The organism is Ruegeria sp. AL12 (assembly GCF_056540885.1).
Window position 1 is genome coordinate 1 of sequence record NZ_JBQFXN010000001.1, and the last position, 26158, is coordinate 26158.

At 61.1% G+C, this 26158-nt stretch carries 22 protein-coding genes, 1 tRNA gene and 1 pseudogene; 10 read left to right on the forward strand and 14 right to left on the reverse strand.

Annotated features, from left to right (window positions below; genetic code table 11):
• Positions 1–119: 119 nt before the first annotated feature.
• Entirely contained in the window at positions 120–1391 is a 1272-nt protein-coding gene (locus ACR0C6_RS00005) for an NAD(P)/FAD-dependent oxidoreductase (protein ID WP_480617820.1), read from the forward strand.
• Positions 1392–1393: 2 nt separating this feature from the next.
• Here the strand turns inward: ACR0C6_RS00005 and ACR0C6_RS00010 are convergent, their stop codons facing one another.
• On the reverse strand, positions 1394–2095 hold the full coding sequence (locus ACR0C6_RS00010; protein ID WP_480617821.1) for an SDR family oxidoreductase: 702 nt from the start codon (positions 2093–2095) through the stop codon (positions 1394–1396).
• Between the two features lie 103 nt (positions 2096–2198).
• Between ACR0C6_RS00010 and ACR0C6_RS00015 the strand changes: the two genes are divergently transcribed.
• Positions 2199–3050 carry a LysR substrate-binding domain-containing protein gene (locus ACR0C6_RS00015; RefSeq protein WP_480617822.1) on the forward strand — a complete coding sequence of 284 codons (852 nt, stop codon included), beginning with the start codon at positions 2199–2201 and terminating at the stop codon, positions 3048–3050.
• On the opposite strand, the gene ACR0C6_RS00020 is transcribed toward ACR0C6_RS00015, so the two are convergent.
• Positions 3041–3943 (reverse strand): LysR family transcriptional regulator, encoded by a 903-nt coding sequence (locus ACR0C6_RS00020; protein ID WP_480617823.1) that lies wholly within the window; start codon positions 3941–3943, stop codon positions 3041–3043. The genes ACR0C6_RS00015 and ACR0C6_RS00020 overlap by 10 nt on opposite strands.
• Positions 3944–4018: 75 nt before the next feature.
• Here ACR0C6_RS00020 and ACR0C6_RS00025 point away from each other — a divergent pair, with 75 nt between their 5' ends.
• The 5 genes and pseudogenes from ACR0C6_RS00025 to ACR0C6_RS00045 all read left to right on the forward strand — a co-directional run bounded on the left by ACR0C6_RS00025 (position 4019) and on the right by ACR0C6_RS00045 (position 11192).
• Entirely contained in the window at positions 4019–7231 is a 3213-nt protein-coding gene (locus ACR0C6_RS00025) for a 2Fe-2S iron-sulfur cluster-binding protein (protein WP_480617824.1), read from the forward strand.
• A 125-nt stretch (positions 7232–7356) separates the two neighbouring features.
• Positions 7357–8223 carry an FAD binding domain-containing protein gene (locus tag ACR0C6_RS00030; RefSeq protein WP_480617826.1) on the forward strand — a complete coding sequence of 289 codons (867 nt, stop codon included), beginning with the start codon at positions 7357–7359 and terminating at the stop codon, positions 8221–8223.
• The gene (locus ACR0C6_RS00035; protein WP_152458906.1) at positions 8220–8699 is read left to right on the forward strand and encodes a (2Fe-2S)-binding protein; all 480 of its coding nucleotides are present in this window, start codon (positions 8220–8222) and stop codon (positions 8697–8699) included. The genes ACR0C6_RS00030 and ACR0C6_RS00035 overlap by 4 nt, the downstream gene beginning before the upstream one ends.
• A pseudogene (locus ACR0C6_RS00040) lies at positions 8699–10954 on the forward strand (xanthine dehydrogenase family protein molybdopterin-binding subunit). Before ACR0C6_RS00035 ends, ACR0C6_RS00040 begins: the two are co-directional and overlap by 1 nt.
• Positions 10947–11192, forward strand: a complete 246-nt coding sequence (locus tag ACR0C6_RS00045; protein ID WP_152458904.1) for a MoaD/ThiS family protein — start codon at positions 10947–10949, stop codon at positions 11190–11192. The pseudogene ACR0C6_RS00040 and the gene ACR0C6_RS00045 overlap by 8 nt, the downstream one beginning before the upstream one ends.
• Here the strand turns inward: ACR0C6_RS00045 and ACR0C6_RS00050 are convergent.
• Positions 11189–11893 carry a lysophospholipid acyltransferase family protein gene (locus ACR0C6_RS00050; RefSeq protein ID WP_480446000.1) on the reverse strand — a complete coding sequence of 235 codons (705 nt, stop codon included), beginning with the start codon at positions 11891–11893 and terminating at the stop codon, positions 11189–11191. The genes ACR0C6_RS00045 and ACR0C6_RS00050 overlap by 4 nt on opposite strands.
• Positions 11894–12034: 141 nt before the next feature.
• Between ACR0C6_RS00050 and ACR0C6_RS00055 the strand changes: the two genes are divergently transcribed.
• Positions 12035–12110: transfer RNA gene (locus tag ACR0C6_RS00055), tRNA-Trp, on the forward strand.
• Positions 12111–12537: 427 nt separating this feature from the next.
• Here ACR0C6_RS00055 and ACR0C6_RS00060 read toward each other — a convergent pair.
• A complete protein-coding gene (locus ACR0C6_RS00060; RefSeq protein WP_480445998.1) occupies positions 12538–13464 on the reverse strand; it encodes an alpha/beta fold hydrolase in 927 nt (308 codons plus the stop codon).
• 218 nt (positions 13465–13682) lie between these two features.
• Between ACR0C6_RS00060 and lptF the strand changes: the two genes are divergently transcribed.
• Positions 13683–14822 (forward strand): LPS export ABC transporter permease LptF, encoded by a 1140-nt coding sequence (gene lptF, locus ACR0C6_RS00065; RefSeq protein ID WP_171232822.1) that lies wholly within the window; start codon positions 13683–13685, stop codon positions 14820–14822.
• Between the two features lie 3 nt (positions 14823–14825).
• Here the strand turns inward: lptF and ACR0C6_RS00070 are convergent, their stop codons facing one another.
• The gene (locus ACR0C6_RS00070; protein WP_480445996.1) at positions 14826–15659 is read right to left on the reverse strand and encodes a LysR family transcriptional regulator; all 834 of its coding nucleotides are present in this window, start codon (positions 15657–15659) and stop codon (positions 14826–14828) included.
• Between the two features lie 102 nt (positions 15660–15761).
• On the opposite strand from ACR0C6_RS00070, the gene ACR0C6_RS00075 reads away from it, so the two are divergent.
• Entirely contained in the window at positions 15762–16364 is a 603-nt protein-coding gene (locus tag ACR0C6_RS00075; protein WP_171363862.1) for an HD domain-containing protein, read from the forward strand.
• A gap of 39 nt (positions 16365–16403) precedes the next feature.
• On the opposite strand, the gene speB is transcribed toward ACR0C6_RS00075, so the two are convergent.
• From speB to ACR0C6_RS00120, 9 genes are all read right to left on the reverse strand, one after another.
• Positions 16404–17246: an agmatinase gene (speB, locus tag ACR0C6_RS00080; RefSeq protein WP_480617829.1), complete on the reverse strand. Its 843-nt coding sequence runs from the start codon at positions 17244–17246 to the stop codon at positions 16404–16406.
• On the reverse strand, positions 17243–18412 hold the full coding sequence (gene nspC / locus ACR0C6_RS00085; protein WP_480617831.1) for a carboxynorspermidine decarboxylase: 1170 nt from the start codon (positions 18410–18412) through the stop codon (positions 17243–17245). Before nspC ends, speB begins: the two co-directional genes overlap by 4 nt.
• 105 nt (positions 18413–18517) lie before the next feature.
• Complete coding sequence (locus ACR0C6_RS00090; RefSeq protein ID WP_480617833.1) at positions 18518–19741, reverse strand: saccharopine dehydrogenase family protein; 1224 nt, start codon at positions 19739–19741, stop codon at positions 18518–18520.
• Between the two features lie 25 nt (positions 19742–19766).
• Positions 19767–21656 carry a biosynthetic arginine decarboxylase gene (gene speA / locus ACR0C6_RS00095; RefSeq protein WP_171206199.1) on the reverse strand — a complete coding sequence of 630 codons (1890 nt, stop codon included), beginning with the start codon at positions 21654–21656 and terminating at the stop codon, positions 19767–19769.
• A gap of 101 nt (positions 21657–21757) precedes the next feature.
• Positions 21758–22840 carry a DUF1513 domain-containing protein gene (locus ACR0C6_RS00100; protein ID WP_480445989.1) on the reverse strand — a complete coding sequence of 361 codons (1083 nt, stop codon included), beginning with the start codon at positions 22838–22840 and terminating at the stop codon, positions 21758–21760.
• A 3-nt stretch (positions 22841–22843) separates the two neighbouring features.
• Entirely contained in the window at positions 22844–23854 is a 1011-nt protein-coding gene (locus tag ACR0C6_RS00105; RefSeq protein ID WP_480617835.1) for an imelysin family protein, read from the reverse strand.
• A gap of 3 nt (positions 23855–23857) precedes the next feature.
• Positions 23858–25348: a di-heme oxidoreductase family protein gene (locus tag ACR0C6_RS00110; protein WP_480618803.1), complete on the reverse strand. Its 1491-nt coding sequence runs from the start codon at positions 25346–25348 to the stop codon at positions 23858–23860.
• 16 nt (positions 25349–25364) lie between these two features.
• The gene (gene bfr, locus ACR0C6_RS00115; protein ID WP_170346155.1) at positions 25365–25850 is read right to left on the reverse strand and encodes a bacterioferritin; all 486 of its coding nucleotides are present in this window, start codon (positions 25848–25850) and stop codon (positions 25365–25367) included.
• Positions 25798–26091, reverse strand: a complete 294-nt coding sequence (locus ACR0C6_RS00120; RefSeq protein ID WP_480617836.1) for a (2Fe-2S)-binding protein — start codon at positions 26089–26091, stop codon at positions 25798–25800. The genes bfr and ACR0C6_RS00120 overlap by 53 nt, the downstream gene beginning before the upstream one ends.
• Between the last annotated feature and the right edge of the window lie 67 nt (positions 26092–26158).

The following is a 26158-nucleotide window of genomic DNA, read 5'->3' on the forward strand; positions in this document are numbered from 1 at the left end:
GGCCCGGGCAAAGCCCGGGCCTGCCGGGCCTGTTTCGTTGTCGCAGCACGGGTCAAAAGGCCGCTTGCAAAGGGGGGGTGTCGGTATGATGATCCGCCGACAAGACTCAGAGGCCCGACGTGAACGATCCCGAACATGCGCTTTGGCAGACCACCTGCACCGAAACAGTCCCCGCACCGCCCCTGACCGCTGACGCAGCGGTTGATCTGGCTGTCATCGGAGCTGGCTACACCGGCTGTTCAGCGGCTTTGACCGCAGCCCGCGCCGGCGCGTCGGTCTGCTTGCTCGAGGCGCAGGAGATCGGGTTTGGCGGTTCGGGGCGCAATGTCGGTCTGGTCAATGCGGGGCTGTGGTTGCCGCCGGACGACATCCGGGCGCATATCGGTATTGAACCGGGGAACCGTTTGATCGACTTGCTGGCCAAGGCGCCGTCGGATGTGTTCGCCTTGATCGATGAATATGGCATTGCCTGTGAGCCCGTGCGCAACGGAACCCTGCATTGCGCCCATTCCGCGTCGGGTTTGAAAGACCTGCGAACGCGTCATGCGCAGTTGAGCGAAGCCGGAGCACCGGTTGAGCTGTTGTCGGCGGACCAGGCCGGTGAGCGCACCGGCAGCCAGGCCTTTCACGGTGCCTTGTTCGATCCACGGGCAGGAACCATTCAGCCTTTGGCCTATGCGGTGGGTTTGGCGCGCGCGGCGTCACAGGCCGGGGCGCGCATACATACGCAAAGCCCGGTGCAGACCATGACATATGAGGGCGGGCACTGGGTTCTGGTGACACCGGGCGGGGCGGTTCGGGCAAGATCGGTCATTCAGGCGACGAATGCCTATCATCTTGCGCTGCCGGATACCGCGCCTGCCTATGTGCCGGTCTACTATTTCCAGTACGCCACGGCCCCGCTGACCGACAATTTGCGCGCCAGTATCCTGCCAAGGAAAGAAGGGTGTTGGGATACCGGGCTGATCATGACGTCATTCCGGCTGGATCAGGCGGGTCGGATGATCATTGGCGGCATGGGGGATCTGGAACATGCCGGCCGGGTTGCACATTCCGGTTGGGTCCGGCGCAAGCTGGCCGAGCTCTATCCGCAATTGGCCGACCAGTCGTTTGAACACGGGTGGCACGGGCGGATCGCAATGACATCGGATCATATTCCAAAGATCACGCAGATCGGCCCCAACGCCTTGGCCGCACATGGGTATTCCGGTCGCGGCATCGGCCCGGGCACGGTGTTCGGTCGCATGATGGCCCAAAGCCTTCTGGCCGATGATCCCTCGCTTCTGCCGGTTCCCGCCGTGTCGGAACACCGCGAAAACTGGACGCGCGTGCGCCGCGCCTTTTTCGAATCCGGCGCGGCGCTGACGCATCTTGTAAAGGCGCGGTTCTAAGCTCAGACAGACCGGGTGATACCGCCGTCCACCCGGATATTCTGTCCGGTGATGTAACCGCCGCCCTCCGAGGCGAGCAGAGCGACGACCGAGGCGATCTCGTCGTAGCTGCGCCCATAACGACCCATCGGAATGCGGCTGCGGAATTCTTCTTTCTCGGGCAGGCTGTCAATGAAGCCCGGAAGAACGTTGTTCATGCGGATATTCGCGGCGGCATATTTGTCCGAGTACAGCTTGGTGAAGGCGGCCAGCCCGGCGCGGAACACGCCCGACGTCGGGAAAACCGGATCCGGCTCGAACGCGGCAAAGGTCGAGATGTTGATGATCGAGCCTCCCCCCTGCGCCTGCATGATCGGGGTCACAAGCCGGGTTGGGCGCACCGCGTTCAGGAAATAGACATCCATGCCGGTGTGCCAATCCTCATCCGTCAGCTCGAGGATCGGGGCGCGGGGACCGTGACCGGCAGAATTGACCAGAACGTCAATACGCCCCCAATGGGCCATGGCGGCATCGACAAGTTTCTGCAAATCCTCGGTGGACTGGTTCGAGCCGGTAATGCCGACGCCACCCAGCTCTTTTGCCAAAGCTTCCCCTTTGCCCGAGGAGGACAGAATGCCGACCTTGAAACCGTCCGCCGCCAGCCTCCGGGCGGAATCTGCCCCCATGCCGCTGCCGCCCGCCGTGATAAGTGCTACTTTTTCCATCTGACATCTCCGTTTTCAGTTGATCCCAAGATGGCCGTCGGACAGTGGTTTGACCAATCAGTTCTGCTGCCTCTATTCTGTAGAAAATCTACAGGATAACAGCATGACCGCCCTTCCACCCCTTAACGCCTTGCGCGCTTTCGAGGCTTCGGCCCGTCACTTGAACTTTCGACTGGCCGCCGAAGAGCTGGGCGTGACGCAGGGCGCCGTCGCGCAGCAGGTGCGCGGGCTTGAGGCGCGATTGAACGAGGTTCTGTTCGACCGCCTGCCGCGCGGGTTGCGCCTGACGGATGCCGGGCGGCGGTTTCACGCGCCCCTGCGGCGTGCTTTCAGGTTGATCGAAGAGGCTGTGGCCGACCTGTCTCCGGACCGGCGGATCACATTGTCGGTCACGCCCAGCTTTGCCTCGAAATGGTTGGTGCCGCGTTTGTCGGGCTTCACGGACCTGTATCCGGACATCTCGGTTCAGGTGGATGCGCGCGAGCGTCTGGCGGATTTCAGTTCGGATGGCGTCGATCTTGCGGTCAGGCAGGGTCGGGCGCCGTTTGCGGCGGAACTGGAGGCGGTGCCTTTGTTCTCGACCGAATTCATCCCGGTATGCAGCCCTTCTGTTGCGGGCGGAATCAGCACCCCTTCTGACTTGATGAAGCAGGTATTGCTGAACGATACCCACGGATTGTGGCCCTTGTTCCTTGAACGGGTGGGTGCAAGCGGAAAGCCCAGAATGATGAGCTTCAGCCAGACCAGCCTTGCGATCGATGCCGCAGTTTCGGGGCAGGGGATAGCACTGGCCAATGCGCCTCTTGTCGTGCCCGAGGTGGCCTCGGGCCGTCTTGTTCAGCCGCTCGCGGATGTCCTGGTTGCAGATATGGGGTTTTACGTGGTTGCGCCCCGCAAGCCGCGCCAGCCGCAACTGGTCAGGATCATGCGCGACTGGCTGTTGTCTCAGGTCTGAAGAGACGCGGCGATCGCCTCGATCCGGGCCCGCACCCAGCGATGGGCCGGGTCATTGGCCGACCTTTGGTGCCAGACCATGTAGATCGACACCGGCGCGCATTCGAACGGCAGTGGCGCGCAATCCAGCATGGCCAGCGGGCCCTGTTTCATCAGCGCCGTGTCGGTCGAGATCAGGTCGCTGCCGAGTATGAAGGCCGGAATGGCGTTGAAATGCGGCAGGGTCACCACCGCTGGCCGGATCTGGCTTTGATCGACGCCACGCATGACGGCGCGGGCATTGCGGCCATCGGCAAAGCGAACCTCGACATGATCGCAGTTGCAATAGGCGTCCCAACTGTCCGGGGGCGTGCGCTGTGTGGCGTCATAGAACAGCATCAGCGGGCTGGTCATCAGACGTTTTTGAAAGATATCCGGCCCGTCCGGCGGCAACGGGGTCAGCATCAACTGGCATCTGTCACTGCGCAACAGCTCGGGGTCGGGCACGCCTGAAGGAATGAATTCCAGCCGCAGACCTGCGTCTTCGGCACGTGTTTCTCGAAGCAGCTGCGGAAAGATCAACTCGCGTGGCATGTCATTGGTGGCGATGCGGATCCTGATCTGTTCAGACTGCGGGTCGAACGGCCGCCCTTCGGTCAGCGCCCGCATTCCGTCCAGCACCTTTTGTGCGGGCTCCTTCAGGGACAAGGCGCGCTCGGTCGGGGTCAGGCCCTGACCGGAACGAACAAACAACGGGTCGCCCAGCACCAGCCGGAGCTTGGCCAGCGTGTGGCTGATGGCCGATTGCGTGACGCCCAGCCGATCCGCAGCTTTCGAAACCGAGCTTTCCTCGAGAATGGTCAGAAAGGTGCGCAGAACCTTGCCGTCGAGATCGGTGAAATCGATTTTCTTCATACCGCTTATGATTATGCATGAATGGTTTCGCTGTCCACGACGGGGTAGGGGATGAGTGGCAACAGGAGGCGTACAATGGGAATCCGCTTTTTCTCGGACAAGAACCGGCCCGTTCACATGGGGCGATACCCGTTGGAGCGTTTGGCCCGACAAGATACCATGCCGGATTTGTCGCGCGTGCCCGCCATGGGCGAACTGAGCTTCCACCGGCCGGAACGGCCCGACAGCATCGTCAACGCCATGGGCGAGTTTCAGGCGATGCTGGACGCGATCCGCGACGGGTTGGTGAACCCGATTGCATCCGAGATCCCCTCAGATCCGCAGGAGCGCGCAAACCATCTGAAGGCATTTGGGTATTTCAACGACGCATCGATGATGGGCTGTGGGCCGTTGCCGTCGGATGCACTGCTGGACGAACCACGCCGCAACCCCGATATCGACCGGCTTGCCCACGCGCTGCGCACGCGCCAGACCAAAACGCTGGCCTCTGGGATCGATCTCATCATGGCCGATCTGAAAGACAGTATGGAGGCCGCGCCCAAGCCGATTGACGACCACCGTCACGCCATCGTCTTTCTTTTCGAACATAACCGCGACCCTGACCCTTCCGAACCCGGTGCGGACTGGATCATCGACGCGCAGGATCACCGTGCCTGCCTGCTGGCAACCGAGAATGCCGTGGTCATCGCCAACTATATCCGACTGCTGGGTTTTGACGCCCGCGCGCACAGCGTGATGTCGTCCGAAGTTGATCTGGGCAAGCTGGCCTTGGCTGCCGGTCTGGCCTCGGTCGAGGGCGACCAGCTGGTTGCGCCTTGGCTGGGCACCCGGTTTGGCCTTGCAGCCGTGACGACCGAGATGCCCATCGCGCATGACCGGCCGCTGAGGCCCATGGCGCAACAGCCGTGGTTTCGAACCCAAGGTCCGGCATGGTGGCTGGGCACGGAATTTGCCAAGAACGCCCTCAACCGTGACCCATATGCCAAACGACGCTATGTGGACGGGGCCCATCCCTTCGAAAAGCTCAAACGGGTCGAGGCTCCGACAACCTATATCGACGAAGAAAATGTTGCCCGCGTTCCCAAGCGCGCCGACATGTTCGCCCGCGCCCAGTTCGGCGACATGGGCAAGTCATTGCAAGACGCCGCGAAAGGCGGGTACTACGTGCGCAAGGCCGCGCCCAGCTTTGCCCAGCGTCGCGCGCTGGGTGCATTCGTTCTGTTGCAGGATGGTGAAAGCGCCGAGGTCGCCGGATACACCGATGCCGAGCGCAATGCGGCGAACATCAAGGCGGCGACCTATTTCCTCGGGGTCGATGCGGTGGGCCTCAGCCGCTGCCCGGAATGGGCGTGGTATTCTCATGACGCCACGGGCGAAGAAATCGTGCCGCCTCATGATCAGGCCATCAGCATGATCATCGATCAGGGCTATGAAACGATGGAAGGTGCCAGCGGTGACGACTGGATCAGCGTCGCCCAATCCATGCGTGCCTATCTGCGCTTTTCGCTGCTGGGCGGAGTGATTGCCCAGCAGATCCGCAACCTGGGCCACAAGGCCAAGGCGCATACGGTGATGGATGGCGAGGTGCTGCAACCGCCGCTTTTGTTGCTGTCCGGTTTGGGCGAGGTCAGCCGGATCGGAGAAGTGATCCTGAACCCCTATCTGGGCCCGCGCCTGAAATCAGGCGTGGTGACGACCGACATGCCGATGGCGCATGACAAACCCATCGATTTCGGCCTGCAAACCTTTTGCGCATCCTGCAACAAATGCGCCCGCGAATGTCCCTCGGGCGCGATCACCGCGGGACCGAAGCTGATGTTCAACGGTTATGAAATCTGGAAATCCGACAGTCAGAAATGCGCCACGTACCGTGTGACGACCCCGGGCGGTGCGATGTGCGGGCGCTGCATGAAGACCTGCCCGTGGAACCTCGAAGGTCTCTTCGCCGAGCGCCCCTTCCGGTGGGCTGCGATGAACATCCCCGCCGCCGCGCCCGCGCTGGCCAGGCTGGACGATGCGGTCGGCAATGGCGGGCTGAACGACATCAAGAAATGGTGGTGGGATATCGAGTTGCAGCCCGACGGCGCCTATCGCCCCACGACGCACCCGTTGAACCGGCGCGATCTGCAAAAGGATCTGGACCTGAAATACGAGGATCAGACCCTGGCCGTCTATCCTGCTTATCTGGCTCCGCACCCCTGGCCCTATCCCTTTGCAATGGACCGAGAGGCCGGGATTGCAGCCTATGAGGCCATGGTGACGGCCGACGAGTACGAGGCCCGCAAGGCAAGCGGGGACATGTCGATCATCCATCGCTATCAGATCGCCGGTGATGCACCTGTGATGCGGGTCGCCGTGACCAAGGTTGAAAAGATGACGGCGGATGTCACGAAATACGAATTTGCATCGCTGGACGGTGCGCCCCTGCCGGGATGGACAGCGGGCGCACATCTGGACGTCCTGGTCGCGCCGGAATTTCTGCGGCAATATTCCATGTCGGGCGACCCGTCGGATCGTACGAAATATCAGATCGGCGTGCTGCGCGAGAATGACGGGCGTGGCGGGTCCGCGCTGTTGCATCGCATCTTCACCGAGGGCCGAAAGGTTTTCGTGTCCAAACCGATCAACCACTTTGAATTGGATGAAACGGCAACCAGAACATTCCTCATGGGCGGCGGCATCGGAATCACCCCGATGATCGCATTTGCCCATCGCCTGCATGCGCTGGGCCGCGAGTTCGAATTGCACTATTCGGCCAGCACACGGGGCGGGGCGGGGTATCTGGATGATCTGGCCTCCATGCCCTGGGCGGATCGAATACATTACCATTTCTCGGATGAAGGCACCCGCGCTGAACTGAATGTGATTCTGTCCGGTTACCAAGATGGATGGCATGTCTATACCTGCGGGCCGGATCGTTACATGGACGGCGTGATTCAGGCGGCCGAGAAGCAGGGCTTTCCCGAAGAGGCACGTCATCTGGAATACTTCTCGGTTCCTGAAACGCCTGAATATGAAAACCACGCGTTTGAGCTCAAGCTTGCGCGTTCGGGCCGGACACTGCCCGTGCCCGCGGACAAGGACGCGGCGCAAGTTCTGAACGAATCCGGTTTTCATGTGGATGTGAAATGCGCTGACGGCATCTGCGGTGTCTGTAAATGCGGTGTCATTTCGGGCGAGGTCGAGCATCGGGATTTCGTTTTGTCCCGCAAACAGCGCGAAGGCGCCATGATCCTGTGCCAAAGCCGCGCGGCGGAACCTGATGGTGTGATCGAGATCGATCTCTGAACCCTGTCCAAAAGCGACATTTGGAAGTTGAATTTTGGTCGCTCGGCCCATGGACGCCGGACGAGGGGTGAATTAACGTCGCCGCGAACCCAGATATTCCTGACCAACAGGTACGAGGTAGCTTCATGGATTATCACAGCCCCGCCAGCTTTGCCGAAGCTTCGGCTCTGGCCGCGAACGCGACGGGCATCACACGTTTTCTGGCGGGCGGTACGGATGTATTGGTACAACTGCGCTCGGAACTGGTGACGCCCGATACGCTGATCGACATCAAGAAGATCGACGGCGTGCGTGACATCAACCGCAATGCCGACGGCAGTTGGACGATCGGCGTGGCCGTCATCGGCGCCGAGATGAGCGAGCACCCCGAGCTTGGTCGCGACTGGCCCGGTGTGGTCGAGGCGATGGACCTGATCGGTTCAACTCAGATTCAGGGCCGCGCGACGTTGACGGGCAATCTGTGCAATGGCTCTCCTGCGGCTGATTCCGTGCCCGCCATGGTGGCCGCAGGCGTGACCGTCACCGTAACCGGCCCCGATGGCACGCGTGACGTTGCGGTCGAGGACATCCCGACCGGGCCCGGCAAGACCTCGCTGGCGAAGGGCGAGTTGATCTCGGCCGTCAACATCCCTGCACGCGGCGAGAATGGGGGCGACGCCTATCTGCGGTTCATCCCCCGTACCGAAATGGACATTGCGGTGGTGGGCGTTGGCGTGAACCTCCGTCTGGATGGTGACGTCATCACCGAGGCGCGCGTGTCGCTGGGTGCCGTGGCACCGACCGTTCTGTTGGTTGAAGACTGTGCCAACGCGATCATCGGCAGCACATTGGACGATGCCGCCCTTGACGCACTGGCCGCGGCCGCGTCGGCCGCCTGCAATCCGATCGATGACAAACGAGGTACGATCGCATTCCGTACCGAAGTCGCTGGCGTTCTGGCCAAGCGTGCCGCAAAGATCGCCTATGCCCGCGCGAAGGGAGAAAACGCATGAGCAAGCTCCATGTATCCACCACCGTGAACGGGGACGCAGTCGAATACCTGTGCGACCCGCGCGAAACCCTGCTGGACTGTCTGCGCGACAAGCTGAACCTGACCGGCGCCAAAGAGGGCTGCGGCACCGGCGATTGCGGCGCGTGTTCGGTCACCGTCGATGGCCGCCTTGTGTGCTCGTGCCTGATGCTGGGTGTCGAGGCCGAAGGCAAGCAGATCGAGACCGTCGAAGGGATTGCGGATGGTGACATCCTGCACCCGTTGCAGAAGAAGATGATCGAATATGCCGCGCTTCAATGCGGCATCTGTACCCCGGGTATTCTGGTGGCGGCGAAGTCGCTGTTGGAGAAGAACCCCAATCCGACCGAGGAAGAAACGCGCTATTGGCTGGCGGGCAACCTGTGCCGCTGCACCGGCTATGACAAGATCATTCGCGCCGTGATGGACACGGCCGCTGAGATGCGGGAGGCGTCATAATGGCTCTGGACGATCGCAAAACTGATTTCACCTTCGTTGGCACCCGCCCCGATCGCCCTGACGGTCTGGACAAGGTGACGGGCCGGGCCAAGTTCGGTGCGGATATCTCGGCCCCCGGCATGTTGCACGGCGCGATTCTGCGCTCACCCCATGCCCATGCCCGGATCGTCAGGATTGATACCTCGAAAGCCGAGGCATCGAAGGACGTCAAAGCCGTCGTGACCCGTGCCGATTTCGCCGATGTCCCATTCAAGCCCGGGCTCGAAGGTGAATTCTGGAATGTGCTGGAAAACGTCATGGCGGGGGAAAAGGCGCTCTATGACGGGCACGCGGTTGCTGCGGTGGCGGCCACATCTGCCTTGGCGGCACGTGACGCGCTGAAACTGATCGAGGTCGAATACGAGGTGCTGCCGCACGTCACCGATGTGGACAAAGCGATGGCCCCGGATGCGCCGGTGATCCGGGAAGGTGCTGCGGATTATTCGGTGCCGGAAGGGATGCACCCGAACGTCGTGCGTTATCACGAAAGCGGGCACGGCGATGTCGAGGCTGGGTTTGCCGAGGCCGATCTGGTCATCGAAGACAGCTTTGTGACCGAGGCGACCCATCAGGGGTACATCGAACCGCATGCCTGTCTGGGCATGCTGGGCAATGACGGCAAGGGTGAGCTGTGGTGCACAACTCAGGGCCACTGGATCGCGCAGAAAACCTGTGCGGCGTTGCTGGGGATCGAAACCTCGCAACTGCGCGTGACTGCGTCTGAAATTGGCGGTGGTTTCGGCGGTAAGACCACGGTGTTCATCGAACCCGTTGCTCTGGCGCTCAGCCGCAAGGCAAACCGACCGGTCAAGATCGTGATGACCAGGTCCGAGGTTTTCCGGGCCACCGGGCCGACCTCTTCGGCGTCAATGGACGTGAAGATCGGCATGAAGAAAGACGGCACGATCACGGCGGCGCAGGGTGTCTTCCGCCTGCAAGGCGGGGCCTTCCCCGGCGCCCCGGGCGATATGACGGCCATGTGTGCCTTTGCGCCCTACAACCTGACCAACGTCAAGCAGATCGGTTACGATGTGATGTCGAACCGTCCGAAACAGGCCGCCTACCGCGCGCCGGGTGCACCCATGGGCGCCTTCGCCGTTGAATCCGTCATTGATGAGCTCTGCAAAAAGCTGGGCCTTGATCCTATTAATGTGCGTATGAAAAATGCCGCGCATGAAGGCACGAAGGCCAGCTATGGCCCGACCTACGAACGCATTGGTCTGGTCGAAACCCTTGAGGCTGCCAAAGCGCATCCCCATTACTCGGCCCCGCTGAAGCCGGGGCAGGGGCGCGGGGTTTCCTGCGGTTTCTGGTTCAACCACGGGGGCGAGACCAGCGTTTCACTGGCACTGTCCGAGGATGGTTCGGCGCAGTTGATGGTCGGAACACCCGACATCGGCGGGTCGCGCGCATCCATGGCCCTTATGGCGGCCGAGGTTCTGGGCATTCCGTATGAAAACATCCGCGTGACCATCGCCGACACGGCGACGCTGGGTTACAACGACGTGAGCCATGGTTCGCGCGTGACCTACGCGTCGGGCCTCGCGACGATCAAGGCCGCAAGACACGCGGTCGAGAAACTGTGCGAACGTGCGGCGGCCAAGTGGGGCATCCCGGTCGATGCGGTGAAATGGGAAGACGGCTGCGCGGTGCCCTCGGGGCCCAATGCAGGGGATTTCGACCCGATGCCTCTGGCCGACATCACGGCGGATATGGGATCGACCTGAGGCCCGATTTCGGGCCATTTCGAAGCCACCCCCGAAGGCGCGGGCGTATCCTTTGGCACCCATATCGTCGATGCCGAGGTCGATCCGGAAACCGGCAAGACATCGATCACCCGCTACACGGTCATTCAGGACGCCGGAAAGGCGATCCACCCGACCTATGTGGAAGGGCAGTTCCAAGGTGGTGCCGCACAGGGCATCGGCTGGGCACTGAACGAGGAATACATCTATGGCGAAGATGGCCGGTTGCAGAACTCGATCTTTCTTGACTACCGGATTCCCGTTGCCAGTGACCTGCCGATGATTGACACGGTGATCGTCGAAGTGCCCAACCCGGGCCACCCGTTCGGGGTGCGCGGCGTGGGCGAGACGGGCATCGTGCCGCCCCTGGCCGCCATCGCCAATGCGGTGTCCAATGCGGCGGGTGTTCGGATGAAGCAACTGCCGATGTCTCCGCCGCGCATTCTGGCGGCCCTGAAGGAAAATGGTTGAGGTCCACCTCTGGTCCGGCCTCCGGTCACTGACCGGGGGCCAGCAAGTGGTTGAGGTCGAGGCCAAAACCACCGGAGAGCTTTTGCGGGCTCTGGTCCGGGCCCACCCGCAGTTGCAGGCCCCCATTGACGCGGGGGTCTCCATCGCGATCGACGGGCGTGTCATTGCCACAGGGCTTACCGAGCCGATTCCCGAAGGCAGCGAAGTCTATCTGATGCAACGTCTCAGGGGCGGTTAGGCGTCAGGTGACCAGGGCTCGCGCCCGACCATCCGGTCAGCTTCTGCCGTGATGTCGTTCATATGCTGCTCCAGGCTCAGGCGCAGGGTCTCGATTTCCTCTTCGCTGGCCTTGCGGGGCACTGTTTCAGCCCATTCCCGGCACAGAAACACGCCTTCATTTCGCCAGGGGCGGGGCATCAGAAGGTGATCCCAGGTTCCCGCTTCGCGACCATGTTTCGTGGAAAAGGTGATACCGAATACGCGCTTTCCCGAGGTGCGCGCCCATACCAGCGGAACCGTCGACAGAACCCGTTCCGGCCCGCGCGGTCCGTCTGCCGCGATCCCGATAGAGATACCCTGCTTCATCTTGCCCAGAACCTGACGTGACAAGGCGACGTGGCGTGTCTTGCTGGCCATGGCGATCGTGTCCATGCCAAACAGCTTTTGTACGCGACCCACCATGCTGCCCGCCCGGGCAGAGGAGGTGATCGAACAGATGCGCCCCTTGTCCAGCGGGAAGAAATAGGGCGACTGCGCCAACCGTTGGTGCCAAAGCACAACGATGACAGGTTCACCTTGTTCGACCAGCTGATCCAGTTCTTCGTATCCGATGCGCTGCCAGCGTGTGTTGCGGTTGACCAATCGAATGTAAGTGGCGATCCGGCGGGCCACCCAGTTCAGCACGGCTTCGCTGTCTGCGATCTTCTTGCGGAGGTTCACACGGGGTTCCTTTTGCTGACCGGACCTTGTCTTAGCGCACTGCACATTTTGCGCAACTTGTTTGTCGGCTCAGATAGTGGTGTGGAATTCGAAAAAGCCTCTTGAGTCCGCCGCGCGGCTGTCATATCTGGGGCTCACCACAGGGGTATAGCTCAGTTGGTAGAGCGACGGTCTCCAAAACCGTAGGTCGCGGGTTCGAACCCTGCTGCCCCTGCCATCCGCATCAAAACACCAATCGGCAATCGTGCCTGGCGCGTTTCCAGCGCGCGCGGCTTTCGACTATGGCAGGGGCGAACCGGCAATCAGGACGCATGCAGGCATAGTGAGCCGCAGTGCAACCAAACCCTATATGCCATCAAAAAATTCCGGCCCAGAGTGTGAACAGCGTCACTGACTGACATCGGGAAGTCTGGTTATCTGAGGATGTCAAAGAGTTGGCGTTCAGGTTCTGCACAGAACGCAGGTTTTCAGTTTCTCCCTTGTGACTGGGGCGCGCTTGTGGTCGAGCGCGCCCTTTCCGTTTCTGGTCAGCAACGCATACTGACGATATCAGAACGTGCAGAGAATCTGCCCAAAGGCGGTGCTTGAGCAAAACCCTAAAAATCGGGCTTTGCGCCAGAGAAAGGCGTGTGGCGGCCGGTCAGTCAGGCCAGCAGCGCCAGATCCCCGATATTTGTCTTGTGCCGGGTCGGCATCGTTTTTGCCGAATGGCCGTCGATCGTCAGGGCGAGGTCCTCATAAAACCCGCCGCTGTCGAACCACCAGCGATGCGACTTCATCATCTTGCGCTGCCCTTTGGGGACGTCTCGTTGATATTGGTGGTCACAGAAAATATCCCAATGCCCTTTCGAGGTCAGCTTCGGCATCCCGACACGGCCCGCCCGCGGCCGCCCTCCGTTTACAATCCCGCCGGCCAGGGCCAGCACCTTGTCTTTCCGGCTGTAGTAATTGGTGAATCGCTTGCACCGTTTTTTCAGAACCAGATCGCCCCATGCGCCCTTTTCCAGCCATTCTGAATCGATGTCCGCTGACGCGAACATGACCTGATCCGCCGACCATATCTTGTTGCCGGGCCCGGCCGAATCCCCGAAGTCAGAGAATGCGCGCAGTACCACCAACGCTCCCATGGAATGAGCGATCAGATGCACCTTGGGGCGCGGCGACATTCCCAACAGCGGCAAGATCCCGTCCCCCACCAGATGCGGTGCCACCGCCTTGGCATCGGAGCGGTCCGAGTCATAGGTGTGCACCGATCCGTCGCTGGGCCAGTCAAAGGCAACGACCGCGCCCTGATACCCGTTGCCCCTGAGATTGGTTTCTATTTTCCCCAGCCGGTCCAGCATGCCCTTCTGGTTGGTGTTGAACCCGTGAACATAGATCAGGACGGCCGAATCCCCGCCCTCCTGTCGCACGAGATCCAGCCATTTGGCTTTTTTGACAATACTTCCCTTACGAATTTTTCCACCGGGGCTTTGCTGGGTGATGTGAACATATCTCGTCTTTGCCGCCGGCTTTAACGTGAACTTTTTCTTCTGCGCGTTATAGGTGCGGCGTGAAAAAAACAGTGCCATTATCCAAACTCCATTCTAATCAATTCGTAAAATGTGCCATGAGCCGCTGTTTTCACAAAGCGTAATCTCCCGGCCCTTCTGATGCCAAAACGGGGATGTGCGATGAAGCCGGTATGCGCCAAGGTTGCATACAGGCGCATCCTGACGTCCAATGCCTGTTTCCTCTGCCGGCTTAATGCCCTAGTGTCCGCTGCAAACGAACACACGCACGAGGCCCCATGTCGCGTTTTGATGGATATTTCCTGCGGCAATTGCTGATTCTGTTTGGCTTTTTCACCCTGGTGCTTGTCGGTGTGTTCTGGATCACCCGGTCTGTCAGCCTGTTTGACAGGGTGATCAGCGGTGGGCAGTCGGCAATGGTCTTTCTGGAATTCACCGCGCTGACTTTGCCGACCCTGATCCGCACGGTCATGCCCATGGCCGTGTTTGCCGCCGCCGTCTATGCCACAAATCGCCTGAGCCGCGAAAGTGAGCTGACGGTTATGCTGGCCACCGGATCCAGCCCTTGGCGGCTTGCCCGGGCGGTGCTGCTGTTCGGTGTGATTACCGGGGTGATGATGGCGATCATCAGCGTGTTCCTGCGCCCGGCCTCGGTGGAACAGCTGGAAATCCGGCAGGCTGAAGTGGCCGGAGATGTGACGGCTCAACTGCTGAACGAAGGCGAGTTTCTGCACCCCGCCGAAGGTGTCACGGTTTACATAGGCAGCATTGATCTGGACGGCACACTCCACGAAGTGTTCGTGTCTGACCGCCGCGATCCTGAAAACGCGGTCAGCTATTCAAGCGTAACGGCCTATCTGGTCAATAATGATGCGGGCATCCACCTTGTGATGGTTGATGGGGTTGCATTGCGCCTGAACAAGGAAGGCAAGGTGTTGTCATCGACCCTGTTCCAGGACGCGTCCTACGACATCTCGGAACTGACGAATACAAACCCGATGGCCCGGCGCAGCCTCGAAGCCATTCCAACGGCGGACCTGATCCGCAACCGGGATGAGGTTTCAGCCACGGAAGGGTTCAGCCAAGGCAAGCTGATCGAAGAGCTGCACCAGCGGTTCTCGTGGATCGCGATTTGCATCGCCGTGGCGCTGGCCGGGTATTCAACCCTGATGCTGGGCAGCTTTTCCCGGTTTGGATTGTGGCCTCAGATATTGGGCGCCTTCACCATTCTTGTGCTGCTTGAAGGTGTGCGCGGGTTTGTTTCCCCGGTGGTGATCGATGACCCGGAGCTTTGGTTTCTGCTGTACCTTCCCGCAATCATAGGGGTGCTGATCTCGGGCCTGTTCCTGCTTGTTGCTGGTCGGCCGCTGATGCGAAAACGGCAGCGCGCGCCCCAGATCATGCCGACGCCGGCCTGAGTTCTAGCCGCGAAGATCCACCAAACAGCTGTGAATGTTGTCAAATTCCTCGCGATCACCGCGGGTGACCAGATACATGGGCAGCGGCAAGCTGATACTGTCCTCGACCCGCTCCAGAGCACCCGAGGCCAGATGTTCGGAAATGACGTAATCGGGGAAATAGCCGTTTCCGCCTCGGTGCAGAACATATCGCAGCGCCATCATGCAATTGCCAAGAAACACTGTCTGACCCGACGCCCGTCGCGCAGCCGATCTGACGTGGTCCTGATAGACCTCGCCCAGTTCAAGGTTGACGAAGATCATGTCAGCGTTCGTGCCGTCAGTCTTTGGCGTCCGGACCAGGGACAAAAGCTCGGGTTCAAGCGCGTACCACGTGACACGCCGGTCCGCCGGCTTTTCATGTGTGATCGCCGCGTCCAGAACATGGGTTGCCACCGCTTCGACCATGTTCAGGTCGTGGTCATAGTTCAGCGTCAACAGCAATTTGCCGAAGCGCTGTTCGAACCGAACCGCCAGGTCCACCAGCAACGGATCCCAGATGCTGAGCTGGCCCCCCAACCGCAGCGCCGGGCGGTTCTGTGCCTGTACCGGCAGGTCGCGCGACGCAAAGCCCCAAAGGGACAACATCTGTTCCGCATAGGGTTTGAACTGCCGGCCGAACTCGGTCAGCGCCGTTCCGCCGGCACCGCGCGTGAACAGCGCCCTGCCGGTTTCCTCCTCGATCAGGCGAATACGCGCGCTGACAGCGGTCTGCGTCACGTTCAACTTGCGGGCGGCGGCGTGAAAGCCACCGGTTTCGGCCACGCAGAGAAAAGTTTCCAGAGCTTTGAATTGCATGTCGAAAGTATTTTTTGATCATTGTGATAAAATCAATTCATTTTTTTTGGAGGTTGGTTTCGAACTACGCTTCCGTTCAGGACACATGCCAAAGGATCAGCCATGCTGGACAAAAGCCACAAACCCACCTGGACCAGTTTCGAAACAGCCACCAAGGCCGACTGGGACGCCGTGATGGAGTATGAAGAGGCGTATAATGCAGCCCTGCCAGACCGCATCCTCGATGCCATCCGCTCGTTGGACGAAGAATGGACGCCCTATCCGGTGAACCGCTACCAGCACAGCCTGCAAGCCGCGACCCGTGCTTACGAGGACGGTGCAGATGAAGAACTGGTGGTGGCTGCGCTGATCCACGATACCGGCGATATCCTGTCACCCTACAATCACGGAGAGCTGTCAGCGGCGATGATGAAGCCTTACGTCAGCGAAAAGACGTATTGGATTCTCAAGCATCATTGCGTGTTTCAGGGGTACTACTACAACCACCATCTGGGCGGCGACCGCAACGCGCGCGACAAATATCGCGACAGTCCTTATTGGGAAGATTGTCGCTATTTCTGCCATGAATACGATCAGAAGGCGTTTGACCCGAATTATCCGACCAAACCGCTGGAGTTCTTCGAACCCATGTTGCGCCGCGTTCTGAGCAGGGGCGAAGGCCATATGGAGCTGAACGAAACCGCCGATGACGGCAAAACCGGCTAGGAACCGGATCAGGCGGGCCAGCCCGGCCCGCCTGCCTGATCAGCAGCTTGCCATCAGGCGATAGACGATCTGCGCCGCGGTGAAATCCCAGGCGGCATTGCCGTCGGGGGCCAGTTCGACCACGTCGAAGCCGACGCAGCGGCGGCCCTTCAGGGCGTGTTCGACGAGGCGAAGCGCCTGATAGTATCCCAGCCCGCCCGGAACGGGCGTGCCGGTCGCGGGCATCTGCGCCGGGTCCAGCCCATCAACGTCAAAGCTGACATAGACCAGTTCGGGGAAATCCTCGGGCAGGTCGACGGCATGGATGTTGTCGGTGACCAACTCTTCGGCATCCACGTGGAAGACGCGGTTCCTCAGACGGCTTTTTGCTTCCTCGGTGGAAAAGGCGCGCACGCCGAACTGGGCCAGTGGGATACCTTCCTCGGCCAGCAGGTGCATGACCGAGGCATGGCTGTGCCTTTCCCCCTGGTAGGCGTTGCGCAGGTCGGCATGGGCGTCGATCTGCACGATACCGACGGGCTGACCCAGGGCGCGGGTCACCCCCATGACCGCGCCATAGCTGAGCGAGTGTTCACCGCCCAGCGTGACCGGCACCTTGCCGGCGCGGATGGCGGCCTCGGTGCGCTGGGCGAGGCGCTCCATGACATCCGGCAGCGGGCCGTCGCAATCCAGCGGGGCTTCGGTAAAGATGCCTTCGACGCAGGGTTCGACGTGGCCGGTGATGCGTTCGAGTTCATTGCTGGCCGCGATGATTGCGGCGGGGCCGTTTGCCGTGCCCGAGCCGTAGGAGACCGTGCGTTCCAGAGGCACAGGGATCACGCGGAACCGGGCGTCTTCGCTGCGTTCGGCGTCGGTCAGTTCGCTGTCGAGGAAAATGCTCATGAAAGTCTGTCCTTAAAGTCGTCATAGCCGAATTGCCTGATGATTTTCAGATCGTCGGTTTCGCTGTTCCACAGGGCGATGGTGGGCAGGGGCACGCCGTTGAACGTGTTGGTCTTGACCATCGAGTAATGCGCCTGATCGAGGAAGGCAAAGCGCTGCCCGATCCGCAGCGGCTCGGGCCAAGTGTAGTCACCGATCACGTCGCCCGCCAGGCACGAGGGGCCGCCCAGGCGATAGGTGTGGCCGGTTTCAGCCTCGTCCATCAGGGCGGGGCGATAGGGGGCCTCGATCACGTCGGGCATGTGGCAGGTGGCCGAGATGTCGGTGATCGCCAGATCCATGCCGTTGTGAGGCAGGTCGAGGATTTCGCCCACAAGGATGCCCGCATCCAGCGCCACCGCCTCGCCGGGTTCCAGATAGACCTCGATGCCGTATTTGGCGCGGATGGCCTTGATGAACTCTACCAGCCCGTCGCGGTCATAGTCGCTGCGGGTGATGTGGTGGCCGCCGCCGAAATTGAGCCATTTCAGGCCATTCAGAAAGGGGGCGAGTTTAGGTTCAACCGCCGCCCATGTGCGTGCCAGCGGCTCGAACCCCTGTTCGCAGAGCGTATGCATGTGCAGGCCATCCACGCCCTCCAGCGCCTTGGCGTCCAACTGGCTGACCGGGGTGCCGAGGCGCGAGCACGGGGCGCAGGGGTCGTATTTCGCAACCTCGCCTTCGGAATGCTCGGGGTTGATGCGCAGCCCGACCTGCCGCCCGGCGGCCTGTGCCTTGGCCAAAAAGCGGTCTTTCTGGGCGGGGCTGTTGAAGATGATGTGGTCCGACAGCGCGAGGATTTCGTCGATGTCGGAATCCTTGTATCCCGCGCAGAAGGTCGCGACCTCGCCGCCGTATTCCTCGCGGCCCAGCCGGGCCTCGTAGATGCCGCTGGCGCAGGTGCCGCCGAGATACTGGCGGACAAGCGGGGCCAGCGCGAACATGGAGAAGGCCTTGAGCGCGGACAGGATATGCGCGCCAGAGCGCTCACCGATATCGGCCAGTACCGCCAGATTTCGCTCCACTGCCTTTTCGTCAACGACGAAGCAGGGAGAGGGGACGCGTGTCAGGTCGAATTTGCGGAAGGCTCCGGCGTCTCCGGCCTGTGTGGTCATCATGTCGGACATGTCGGGCGTCTCCGATTGGTGGAGAGGCCGGGGGCGCTGCCCCCGGACCCCCGGGATATTTTTAGCCAGATGAAGCAGGGCAGTCGTGCGGACCGCCCCGAGGGATCAGAAGTCGACGGGGCCGTCGAGTTCGTGGACCTGCCACGGCAGGCCGTGTTCGTTCAGCATGTCCATGAAATCGTCCGGGTCGAGCTGTTCCATGTTCCAAACGCCCGGCTCGCGCCAGTTGCCTTTCAGCACTTGCGCCGCGCCGATCATGGCGGGGACGCCGGTGGTGTAGCTGACGGCCTGGCTGCCGACCTCGCGATAGCATTCTTCGTGGTCGCAGATGTTGTAGATGTAATAGGTTTTCTCGCCCGAGCCGTCCTTGGCCTGACCCGTGGCGATGTCGCCGATGCAGGCCTTGCCCTTGGTCTCCGCCCCCAGATCGCCGGGATCGGGCAGCAGGGTTTTCAAGAACTGAATCGGGATGATTTCCTTGCCGTCATGCATCACCGGGTCGATGCGGGTCATGCCGACGTTTTCCAGCACTTTGGCATGGGTGATGTAGGCATCGCCGAATGTCATCCAGAAGCGGGCGCGCTCGATCTCGGGGAAATGGGTGCTGAGCGATTCCAGTTCCTCGTGATACATCAGGTACATGTTCTTGGGGCCGATGGCGGGGAAGTCGAATTCGACCTTGTGGGTCATGGCGGGAGAGTGCTTCCATTCGCCGTTCTCCCAGTGGCGCACCTCAGACAGGACTTCGCGCAGGTTGATTTCCGGGTTGAAGTTGGTGGCGAATTCCTGATCGTTCTGGCCGCCATTGGCGTCCAGCACGTCGATCTGGCGGATCGTGTCCAGCTTGTGTTTCTTGAGCCACTTGGCGAAGACGGATGTAACACCCGGATCGAAGCCCGAGCCGAGGATCGCGGTCAGGCCGGCCTGTTTGAACCTGTCCTGATAGGCCCATTGCCAGTGATATTCGAACTTGGCCTCGTCCTCGGGCTCGTAGTTCGCAGTGTCGAGATAGTGGCACCCGGCCTCGAGGCAGGCGTCCATCAACACCAAGTCCTGATAGGGCAGGGCCAGGTTCACCAAGATTTCCGCGCCTGTTTCCTTGATCAGCTTGACCGTGTCTTCGACCTTGTGGGCGTCAAGCTCGGCGGTGGCGATGTCAACGCCCACGCGCTCTTTCACCGATTTGGCGATGGTGTCGCATTTCGACTTGGTCCGGCTGGCCAGTGTGATTTCAGTAAAGATGTCCGAATTCATCGCCATCTTGTGCACGGCGGCGTGGGATACGCCGCCCGCGCCGACAACCAGTGTTTTGCCACTAAGTGAACCCATGGGGGTAATCTCCTCTCACAGGGGGTTATTCGTAATAGGTGTAGCCGTTGATCGAGTCGCGATAGGCGCTCATCAGGGTTTTGCGGTCCTTGGCTTTCAGAGTACCGGTCGAGATCGCCTCGTCCACCATTTTGCGGAAGGCGGCGACGCAGTCGGTGGGGTCGAATTCGACATAGGACAGCACCTGGCTGATCGTGTCGCCCTCTTGTTCGTGCAGCAGGTCGAACCCTCCGTCAGCGCGCAGGTCGATGGTGACGACGTTGGTGTCGCCAAAGAGATTGTGCAGATCGCCCAGCGTTTCCTGATAGGCGCCGACGAAAAAGACGCCCATGAAATATTCATCATCTTCGGGCAGGGTATGCACCGGCAGACTGGGTGAAACACCGTCGGCCAGGATGAACCGGTCGATCTTGCCGTCGCTGTCGCAGGTGATGTCGGACAGGACTGCGCGGCGGTCGGGCGTTTGGTTCAGGCCCTGCAAGGGCACGATCGGATGCAGCTGGTCGATGGCCCAGACGTCTGGCAAGGACTGGAACAGCGAAAAGTTGCAGTGATAGATATCGGCCACTTTCTCAAGCTGGTCGTCCACGTCGGTTTCCAGATCGTCACTGGCCGCCAGCGCCTTGAGGCGGGCCATCAGCGACAGGTAGATACGTTCGGCCCGGGCCATCTGGCGCAGGTCTACATATCCACGGCGGAACAGGGCGCGCAATTCGTTGCGATAGAAGGTGGCGTCGTTCCAGCATTCCTGAAGACGGTCTTTGCTGAGATAGCCGTGCACCGCGGCAAGGTCTGAAACCATGTGGTGATCGTCGGCTTCAACCTCGGGGCCGTTGGGCGCATCATAGAGCGTGCTTTCCAGCACGTTGAACACCAGCATCGACGACGTCGCCACCACCGCGCGGCCGCTTTCGGTGACCAGCGTCGGGTGGTCCACCTCGGCCTCGTCCATCGCATAGGCCACGGTTTCCACCACGTTGGCGCAGTATTCCTCGACAGTGTAGTTGATCGAGTTCTCGGCCGCCTTCTTTTCACCGGTATAGTCCACGCCCATTCCACCGCCGAGGTCCAGATGGGTCAGCGGCACGCCCTCGCGCGTCAGTTCGGTGTAATAGCGGCAGGCCTCGCCCACCGCGCGGCGCACGTCGTTGACGTCCTGCACCTGAGAGCCCAGATGCGAGTGCTGCAACTTCAGGCAATGCAGAAGGCCCGCGTCGCGCAACTTGTCCACCGTGGCCACCAGTTGATCGGTGTTCATACCGAAAGCCGAGCGGTCGCCCGAGCTTTCTTCCCATTTGCCGCTGATCTGGTTGGTCAGTTTCACCCGCACGCCAATAAGCGGTTCGACCTCCAATTCTTTGTAGACCTCGATCACCGTGTCAGCCTCTTTCGGGCTTTCCAGAACGATCACCGTGTTGAACCCGATCTTGCGGGACAGGATGGCCAGCTGGATGAACTCGGCATCCTTGACGCCGTTGCAGACGATCAGCGCTTCGCTTGCCAGCCGATGTGCCAGCGCGATCACCAGCTCGGGTTTGGACCCGGCCTCGAGCCCATAGTTGTACTTCTTGCCGAATTCGACGATCCGGTCGACGACCTGGGCCTGCTGGTTCACTTTGATCGGGAACACACCGCGATAGCTGCCCCTGTAACCGACGCGGGCGATGGCGTCGCGGAAGCTTTCGTTAAGATGCGCGATCTCGTGTTCCAGATAGGAAGACACGCGCAGAACCATCGGGGCCTTGATGCCGCGGTCGTCCAGATCGCTGAGAATACCGGGCAGGCTGATCGCGCCAACCTCGGGAGCCAAGGGATTGCGCAGACCGATTTCGCCCTGCTCCGTCACCTCGATGAGGCCTTTGCCCCATTTCTCAACTCCGTAGATGGAATGCGGTGCGTCGGGCGTCTGTTTCAATCAAGTCGGTCCTTAACGTAGGGGTGCCAGTTTCGCGCCCGCCAATACGGCAGCTGTTTGATTCTTCCAAGCCTAAACTATGTGACGGAAAAATCCGAGTTTCATGCCGGTGGGGTGATCCGGACCAGATGATTGTCCCACTGGCACTTCGCGCGGGTCCGGATCTTGGGGTGCGCAGTGGTCAACGCGCCGAACACACCGGTTCCGGTGGTGAAAACCAAGCCGCTGCCGGATCCAAGCCCGCAGACATCCTCAAGCTCGAACGCATCCCTGAATGTGCCACTGGCCACGTCGAACCGATGCAGCGCGTTGCCGCGCGGACAGGTGATGGCAACGGTTGCGCCATCCGCCGAAAACGCGATGCTGCCCGCATAACCCTGTAGCGTGGCTTGGTCCTGCTCAGGCGCTGACAGAAGGTGCGGGGTTTCCCCCTGACGGTGCAGGCCCAGCAAGGGCGGATGTTCGGCCTTGCTGCCCTGCCACTGCATCGCAAAGCCCACCAGCCCGTCGCGACGGACCGCCAGATGGCGGATCGAGTTCTTGTGAAGGGCAGCCGCCAGCGACACCTGTTCCTGAACCAGACCCGACAGGGAAAGGTAGGTCAGGTTGGGCTCCATCGTCGGCAGGTTCAGCTTCGTGCGCCCGGTTTCGGGATGGGTTTCGATCCCGCCATTGGCAATCACAAGCGTTTTCCCACCCGGCATCAACCGCATGTCATGCGGCCCGACGCCGCCGGACGGGAATTCACCCGAGCGCGCAAAGGTTTCGGCGTCCCAGACGCCTATGATACCTTCTCCGGCCTCGTAATCGTTTTCGGTGGCAAAGAAAATCGCGCCATCGGCTGAAAAAGTACCGTGACCATAGAAATGCCGGCCTTCCGGCGCCGTCAGCCGCGCGATCGGTGATCCCGTCACGCAATCAATCACCACGGCAAAGGTGCCCGGACGGCGCGCAAAGGCCACGGCCTGTGGTTTGACCGGATGTGCCGCCGCCGCATGACCGCGCGCGGGCAGGGGCACGGAAAACAGCAGCGTTCCCTGTGCATCCAGCCCGGCCAGTCGATACGAACCATCCGGAAACAGCGCTGCGGCCAGAAACTCCGGCCTGCCCACCGAGGCCCATCCATGGATCGGAGGCAGAGAGGTTGCAGCAAGCCCTGCAAGAAAACGGCGGCGCGATGTCATGGGTCAGTCCCCGTCCAGTGAATTGAAGCCTGCGCTGATGCCCAGCGTCGGGCCAAGTTCAGTCGACGCAATGGCGCGAATATCGTGGATGGACTGTTGCAGGGCCTCGATACGGAACCGGGCCTGCGGATCCGAAACGCCCGCCAGCGCCGGGTCGTCAATGGCCTGGGCATTCTCGATGGCGCGCGCAAAGGCAGCGTCCAGATCCGCGGCGATATCGGGATGATCAAAGGCCAATCGCGATGCAAGATCACGAAGGGCCATCAGTGAAAGCTCGACATGGCGCAAGGATCGCTTCGACCGCCACGCTTCGGCGCGGTTCGGGCGCGGGCGGTCGAACGTGCCCAACGGGCGACCAAGCCGTGTGTCGGCCGTGAATTCAAGACCCGTGGACAAAGCCTTGAACAGTTCCTGCATCGCTTCGTCCTGCGTTCGGTATCGGCCGTTCTCGCCGGGCCGGGTCAGGCCGGGGGCATAGCTTTGCCAGTCATCGGCCATCGCCCGCGCGTTGGCATCAATATCCGCCGCGATCGCCTGAATCAGCGCGCAGCGGTAATCCGCATTGCCCTGCTCTGCAAAGGCGGGATCGAACAGCATCCGTTCGAGCGCAAAGAACCCGCGCCCCGCTATGGATGTCTCGGCATAGGCTTCCGGGTCTTGCACGGCGTCATCCTCGGTCGCGATATGCTGGGACAGGGCTTTGGTGGTGAATCCTTTGGTGTCGGGCCAGAACGCCATGGCAAATGCACGGTCATCGACCTCGGTCGGACCGAACCGCAGGTTGCTGGCGGAAATCCAGCTGTCGAAGGCCGCATCATAAGCCGCGCGCAACGCCGGTGAGGTCGGATCGCAATCCACCCGCGAAGCACTGAGCAGAGCCCGGGTCGTTTCCGGCAGCTTGTCGAACCTGGGCAGGATATGTGTCTCGGCAACGTCCATCAGGATCGGTGCGCGGTCCTGCGCCTGTGCGGCAAGCGGCATCATCAACGCGGCAACAAAGGTAAGAATACGCATGGGTCAGAGGCTCTCCAGAAAACGGATCAGGGCGTCGCGGTCAGTTTTCGGCATCGACACAACCGCATCGCGCGCGGCCTGGGCTTCGCCGCCGTGCCACAGGATCGCCTCGAGCAGATTGCGTGCCCGCCCGTCATGCAGAAACTGCGTTTGGCCCGAGACGCGTTCGGTCAGACCAATGCCCCACAAAGGCGGCGTCCGCCATTCGCGCCCCGTCGCGCGGGCCTCGGGGCGGTGATCCGCCAGACCTTCGCCCATGTCATGCAGCAGCAGGTCGGTATAGGGCCAGATCAACTGAAAGCTGTGCTCGGGCCGGTCTTCCAGCCGGTGGGTGACATGGGCCGGAGTATGACAGGATGCGCAGCCGATCGTGTGAAACACCTCTTTGCCGCGCAACACCTCGGGGTCGTCGACATCACGGCGGCCGGGCACGCCCAGATTGCGGCTGTAGAAATCCACCAGGTCCATGCCCTGCTGATCGATCTCGAACGCGCGGGTATCGGTGTCGCCATGCGGGGCCTCGACGCAGTTCACCTGCAAATCCGTGCAGTCCCCCTGAGGTGCCGGGTAAAGCGGGCTTGAAATACCGATATCCCCGGCAAAGGCCGCGGCGGATTGCTCCATGACCGTCGGCATGCCTGCCTTGTGCCCGAACCGGCCCATCATCGGGGCGCCGTATTCAACAGACCAGACGATGTTCGGGCGGCCCGAGATGCCATCCCCGTCCACGTCATCGGGATCAGCCCGGGCCAACAGGTCTTCGACCGGGATCGCCTCCAGCAGGCCAAGCCCGATCATCTGCGGTGCGACCCGCGGGCTCAGCATCGCATCCGGGTGCAGCGGGCCATAGCCCAGATCAGCGGCCCTGTAAGACGGGCGGCGCAGTGACGCGGTTTCGCCGTCAGAAAGTTCAACAGGGACTTCTTCGTAAGAGATATCCAGCCGATATTCCGCAGGATGTCCCACAAGCGCGAAATCCTGCATCTGCCCGCCATAGTTGGGTTCGGGCCGGGTGGCGATGTAGTCTTCGATCCCGGCATACCCGTCTTCCGGCGCACCGGGGATCGAGACCCGAAGGAACATCGAGACCGCGTTGTCATCAGGGCCGTTGGGAGTGTGCCCCCGCCCATCCTTGATATGGCAGCGCTGGCAGGATCGCGCGTTGTACAGCGGCCCCAACCCGTCAGAGGCCAATGTGGATGATGGTGACGACACCCAGATTTTCTTGAACAACCCGTTGCCGACCTTGAAATCCAGCTCCTGCTCGAAGCTCAGATTGTCCGAGGGTTGCGAAAACGCATCCGCGTCGTTGCGGACCCGGACAGTCGCCGCCCCGGCAGAGAGTTCTTCGAACGGCTGCGACACGCCATAATCCTGCGGGGGCGCGGTCGCGGCCGCAATGCGGGCGCGTTCCTCGTCGGTGCGGGGGGTGAATTTCAGATGCAGGTCCCGCAGCTCGGCTGACAGGGAGGGGGTGGCCGCCAGGGCGACCACCGACAAGGCAAGAAGGCTATTCGCCTTCGTCCATTTTCGATGCGTTGAGTTGCGCATAATTGGCTTCGCCGATCCTTTCATACAGGTCGAGCTGCGTTTCGAGGAAGTCGATATGTCCCTCTTCATCGGACATCAACTGTTCGAACAGCGACATGGAGACAAAGTCGCCGGCCTCCCGACAATATTCGCGCGCTTCCTTGTAAAGTGCCCTGGCGTCGATCTCGGCCGCCAGGTCGCATTCCAGCGTTTCCTTCGGCGTCTGACCGATCCGCAACGGGTCCAGTTTCTGAAGGTTGGGGTGACCTTCCAAAAAGATGATCCGTTCGATCAGCTTGTCCGCGTGGCCCATCTCTTCGATGCTTTCCTCGCGGCTTTTCTTGGCCATATGGCCAAGGCCCCAGTCTTCTTGCAGGCGGTAATGCAGCCAGTATTGACTGACGGCAGTCAGCTCATGCCGCAGAGACTTGTTCAGATATTCGATGACCTTCGGATCGCCCTTCATCAGCCTTCTCCTGTGTTGCTCCGACACGCAAAGTGCGGAGTTGCATGGGGACTTCCAGATTATCGCTGGCCCGCATTGTGTCTAGGAACAACGGCATGCACCCGCCACAATCCGCCGATTTGCCAAGGGCATGGTAGATTTTGCCGGGGGTTATGATGGTCCGCGGATCCGCCGTGCGCATCCAGTCGATGGCGGCACGGATGTCGTGATCGGATATGTTGGTGCAGTGGCAGACAATCATTGGTCTTGGCTCGTTTCGCCGCCTTTACAGACGATCAGTAAGGTTTGCAGGGGCCGGAAAGAAACCC